We start from the raw sequence: 5,483 nt of genomic DNA on the forward strand, positions 1-5,483 counted from the left end.
GCGGTGTATCAGTCGCCAACGATGGTGTCTGACACGACGCTTTCGCGAGCAAGCCCGCTCCCACATTGGTTCGGTGGGCACTCGCAAATCCGTTTCAAAATTTCACCATTAGCCCGCCCCAAGGCATACTTGCCACCCTTCGCACTGCAGAACCCAAGACCGCCCCATGCGTATCCACGTCAGCTTCATCGACCGCGTCGGTATCACCCAGGAAGTCCTGGCCCTGCTCGGCGGGCGCAATCTGAACCTGGATGCGGTGGAAATGGTCCCGCCCAATGTTTATATCGACGCCCCGACGCTGAGCCCGCAAGTTCTCGAGGAACTGCGCGATGCCCTGTTCAGCGTGCGTGGCGTGCAAGCGGTGACGGTGGTCGACATCCTGCCCGGCCAGCGCCGGCACCTGCAGCTCGACGCGTTGCTCGCAGCCATGACCGACCCGGTACTGGCACTGGACAGTGACGGCAAGGTGCTGCTGGCCAACCCGGCCCTGATCGCCCTGTACGGCCGCGAACCGGACGGTGAAAGCGTGGCCGACCTGTTTGCCGACCCGGCCTTGCTCGACACCCTGCTCGAACACGGCTTTCGCCTGCCGCTGCGGGAAATCACCGTCAACGGCCAGACCCTGTTGCTCGACGCCACACCGATCACCGACGCCGGCGCCCTGCTGACCCTGTACCAACCGAACCGCATCGGCGAACGCCTGTCCGCGCTGCACCATGACCACGCCGAAGGTTTCGATGCCCTGCTCGGCGAGTCCCCGGTGATCCGCACCCTCAAGGCGCGTGCTCAGCGGGTGGCGGCCCTCGACGCACCGTTGCTGATCCAGGGCGAAACCGGCACCGGCAAGGAACTGGTGGCCCGCGCCTGCCACGCCATCAGCGCCCGGCACAGCTCACCCTTTCTGGCGTTGAACTGCGCGGCATTGCCGGAGAACCTCGCCGAAAGTGAACTGTTCGGCTACGCCCCCGGCGCCTTCACCGGCGCACAACGGGGTGGCAAACCCGGTTTGATGGAACTGGCCAACCAGGGCACGGTGTTTCTCGATGAAATCGGCGAGATGTCGCCGTACTTGCAGGCCAAATTGCTGCGTTTCCTCAACGACGGCAGTTTTCGCCGGGTCGGCGGTGACCGTGAGGTCAAGGTCAACGTACGGATCCTCAGCGCCACCCACCGTGACCTGGAAAAAATGGTCAGCGAAGGCCTGTTCCGCGAGGACCTGTTCTATCGCCTCAACGTCCTCAACGTCGAAGTGCCGCCCCTGCGCGAGCGCGGCCAGGACATCCTGCTGCTGGCCCGCTACTTCATGCAGCAGGCCTGTGCGCAGATCCAGCGACCGGTCTGTCGCCTGGCGCCGGGCACTTACCCGGCGCTGCTGGGCAACCGCTGGCCAGGCAACGTGCGGCAATTGCAGAACGTGATTTTCCGCGCCGCGGCGATCTGTGAAAGCAGCCTGGTGGACATCGGCGACCTCGACATCGCCGGCACCTCGGTAGCCCGCCAGGGCGACCATGACGTCGACAGCCTGGAACAGGCCATGGACGAGTTCGAGAAAACCCTGCTGGAAAAACTCTACGCCAGCTACCCCTCGACCCGGCAACTCGCGACCCGGCTGCAAACCTCCCACACGGCGATTGCCCATCGGTTGCGCAAGTACGGGATTCCGAGCAAGGCCTGAACCACACTCGGTCAATGTGGGAGCGGGCTTGCTCGCAAAGGCGTAGTGTCAGGCAGCATTGATATCGACTGACACACCGCTTTCGCGAGCAAGCCCGCTCCCACAGGTTCTCCGTCAGCCGATAAATCGCGCCAAAAACGACCTCCACCTGTACTGAAAGCGCTACAGCGGAACGATATCGCTACACCCCTCTCCGATCACGGCCGTGCAAGGCTTTGATCCACCTCGGCTTTTATCCTTGACATATACCGTATCGATTTCGCTACAACGAGTGAATTTCAGTGTTTGTCGAAACCACCTAAATCATTGATCAATAACAATAAAAATAACGTTGGCCGCGTTCTTGCTATGTAGTCCTCCATAACCTGGGCATTGCCCAAGCCTTCAATCGCGTCCACCAGACGAGTCTGGCCCCTTAGGAGTTTCCATGAGCGAGTTGCGTTTTACTGAAGATCACGAATGGCTGCGCACCGAAGCTGACGGCAGCGTCACGGTCGGCATCACCGCTTTCGCACAGAACGCCCTGGGCGACGTGGTTTTCGTTCAACTGCCTGAGCTGCAGTCCTACGACAAAGGCGCCGAAGCCGCCACCGTGGAATCGGTAAAGGCTGCAAGCGGCGTGTACATGCCGCTGGACGGCGAAGTGCTGGAAGTGAACCCGGCGCTCGACAGCAGCCCTGAACTGGTCAACGAAGATCCGCTAGGCGAAGGCTGGTTCTTCCGTTTCAAACCAAGCGACGCCGCCGCTGTCGGCCAACTGCTGGATCAGGACGCCTACGACCGCCTGATCAAAGCCCAAGCCGAAGCCTGAGGAGCACCGACATGACCCAGATCAATTTGACCACTGCCAACGAATTCATCGCCCGTCACATCGGCCCGCGCGCCGGTGACGAGCAAGCCATGCTCAACAGCCTCGGTTTCGACTCCCTGGAAGCCCTGAGCGCCAGCGTGATTCCCGACAGCATCAAGGGCACCAGCGTCCTCGGCCTGGAAGACGGCTTGAGCGAAGCCGATGCCCTGGCCTTGATCAAGTCCATCGCGACTAAAAACCAGCTGTTCAAGACCTTCATCGGCCAGGGTTACTACGGCACCCACACGCCGTCGCCGATCCTGCGCAACCTGCTGGAAAACCCGGCCTGGTACACCGCCTACACCCCGTACCAGCCAGAAATTTCCCAGGGTCGTCTCGAAGCGCTGCTGAACTTCCAGACCCTGATCAGCGACCTCACCGGCCTGCCGATCGCCAACGCCTCGCTGCTCGACGAAGCCACCGCCGCTGCCGAAGCCATGACCTTCTGCAAACGCCTGAGCAAGAACAAAAGCAGCCACGCTTTCTTCGCCTCCGTGCATTGCCACCCGCAGACCCTCGACGTACTGCGCACCCGTGCCGAGCCTCTGGGCATCGACGTGGTGGTGGGCGACGAGCGTGAACTGAGCGACGTGACGCCGTTCTTCGGCGCTCTGCTGCAATACCCGGCGAGCAACGGTGACGTGTTCGATTACCGCGAGCTGACCGAACGCTTCCACGCTGCCAACGCCCTCGTCGCCGTGGCTGCCGATCTGCTGGCCCTGACCGTGCTGACTGCGCCGGGCGAATTCGGCGCCGACGTGGCCATCGGCAGTGCACAGCGCTTCGGCGTGCCGCTGGGCTTCGGTGGCCCGCACGCGGCGTACTTCTCCACCAAGGACGCGTTCAAACGTGACATGCCGGGCCGTCTGGTCGGTGTTTCGGTAGACCGCTTCGGCAACCCGGCCCTGCGCCTGGCCATGCAGACCCGCGAGCAACACATCCGCCGCGAGAAAGCCACCAGCAACATCTGCACCGCGCAAGTACTGCTGGCCAACATCGCCAGCATGTACGCCGTGTACCACGGTCCGAAAGGCCTGACGCAAATCGCCAATCGCGTGCATCACCTGACTGCAATCCTGGCCAAAGGCTTGAGCGCACTGGGCCTGAGCGTCGAGCAGGCGAGCTTCTTCGACACCCTGACGGTGAAGGCCGGCGCGCAAACCGCCGCCCTGCACGACAAGGCACACGCCCAGCGCATCAATCTGCGCGTGGTCGATGGCGAGCGCCTGGGCCTGTCCCTGGACGAAACCACCACTCAGGCCGACGTTGAAACCCTGTGGAGCCTGCTGTCCGACGGCAAGGCCCTGCCGGACTTCGCCGCCCTCGCCGCCTCGGTGCAGAGCGCCATCCCGGCCACGCTGGTGCGTCAGTCGCCGATCCTCAGCCACCCGGTGTTCAACCGCTATCACTCGGAAACCGAGCTGATGCGCTACCTGCGCAAACTGGCGGACAAGGACCTGGCGCTGGACCGCACCATGATCCCGCTGGGTTCGTGCACCATGAAACTCAACGCCGCCAGCGAAATGATCCCGGTGACCTGGGCCGAGTTCGGTGCCCTGCACCCATTCGCCCCGGCCGAGCAAAGCGTCGGCTACCAGCAATTGACCGACGAGCTGGAAGCGATGCTCTGCGCCGCCACCGGTTATGACTCGGTGTCCCTGCAACCGAACGCCGGCTCCCAGGGTGAATACGCAGGTCTGCTGGCGATCCGTGCCTACCACCAGAGCCGTGGCGAAGACCGTCGCGACATCTGCCTGATCCCGTCGTCGGCCCACGGCACCAACCCGGCCACCGCACAAATGGCCGGCATGCGCGTGGTCGTCACCGCGTGCGATGCCCGTGGCAACGTCGACATCGAAGACCTGCGTGCCAAGGCCATCGAGCACCGCGAACACCTCGCCGCGCTGATGATCACCTACCCGTCGACCCACGGCGTGTTCGAAGAAGGCATCCGCGAAATCTGCGGCATCATTCATGACAACGGCGGCCAGGTGTACATCGACGGCGCCAACATGAACGCCATGGTCGGCCTCTGTGCCCCGGGCAAGTTCGGCGGCGACGTTTCGCACCTGAACCTGCACAAGACCTTCTGCATCCCCCACGGTGGTGGCGGCCCGGGCGTCGGCCCGATCGGTGTGAAATCGCACCTGGCGCCATTCCTGCCGGGCCACGCACAGATGGAGCGCAAGGAAGGCGCCGTTTGCGCGGCACCGTTCGGCAGCGCGAGCATCCTGCCGATCACCTGGATGTACATTCGTATGATGGGTGGCGCGGGCCTCAAGCGTGCTTCGCAGCTGGCGATCCTCAATGCCAACTACATCTCCCGTCGCCTGGAAGAGCACTATCCAGTGCTGTACACCGGCAGCAACGGCCTGGTGGCGCACGAGTGCATCCTCGACCTGCGTCCACTGAAAGACAGCAGCGGCATCAGCGTCGATGACGTCGCCAAGCGTCTGATCGACTTCGGCTTCCACGCCCCGACCATGTCGTTCCCGGTGGCCGGCACGCTGATGATCGAGCCGACCGAAAGCGAATCCAAGGAAGAACTGGACCGCTTCTGCGACGCCATGATCCGCATCCGCGAAGAAATCCGCGCAGTGGAAAATGGCACGCTGGACAAGGACGACAACCCGCTGAAGAACGCGCCGCACACCGCCAAGGAACTGGTTGGCGAGTGGTCGCACCCGTACAGCCGTGAACAAGCGGTTTACCCGGTTGCGTCGCTGATCGAAGGCAAGTACTGGCCACCGGTCGGTCGCGTCGACAACGTGTTCGGCGACCGCAACCTGGTCTGCGCCTGCCCGTCGATCGAAAGCTACGCTTAAACCAATGAGGGGGCGGGTTTGCTCGCCCCTCTCAAGAACACCGTATATCCCCTTGTGGGAGCGGGCTTGCTCGCGAAAGCGGTGGGTCAGACAACATTGATGGTGACTGATCCACCGCTTTCGCGAGCAAGCC

The 5,483-nt window shown here is 63.0% G+C and carries 3 protein-coding genes; all 3 read left to right on the forward strand.

Annotated features, from left to right (window positions below; translation table 11 throughout):
- Positions 1-166 precede the first annotated feature (166 nt).
- The 3 genes from KGA98_RS28270 to gcvP all read left to right on the forward strand — a co-directional run bounded on the left by KGA98_RS28270 (position 167) and on the right by gcvP (position 5,350).
- Positions 167-1,675 carry a sigma-54-dependent transcriptional regulator gene (locus KGA98_RS28270; RefSeq protein WP_223504955.1) on the forward strand — a complete coding sequence of 503 codons (1,509 nt, stop codon included), beginning with the start codon at positions 167-169 and terminating at the stop codon, positions 1,673-1,675.
- Between the two features lie 427 nt (positions 1,676-2,102).
- A complete protein-coding gene (gcvH, locus tag KGA98_RS28275) occupies positions 2,103-2,486 on the forward strand; it encodes a glycine cleavage system protein GcvH (protein ID WP_007996035.1) in 384 nt (127 codons plus the stop codon).
- An 11-nt stretch (positions 2,487-2,497) separates the two neighbouring features.
- Positions 2,498-5,350: an aminomethyl-transferring glycine dehydrogenase gene (gene gcvP, locus KGA98_RS28280; RefSeq protein WP_223504957.1), complete on the forward strand. Its 2,853-nt coding sequence runs from the start codon at positions 2,498-2,500 to the stop codon at positions 5,348-5,350.
- Positions 5,351-5,483 lie beyond the last annotated feature (133 nt).

It is taken from the genome of Pseudomonas sp. BF-R-24 (assembly GCF_019947335.1).
GTDB classification, from domain to species: domain Bacteria; phylum Pseudomonadota; class Gammaproteobacteria; order Pseudomonadales; family Pseudomonadaceae; genus Aquipseudomonas; species Aquipseudomonas jessenii.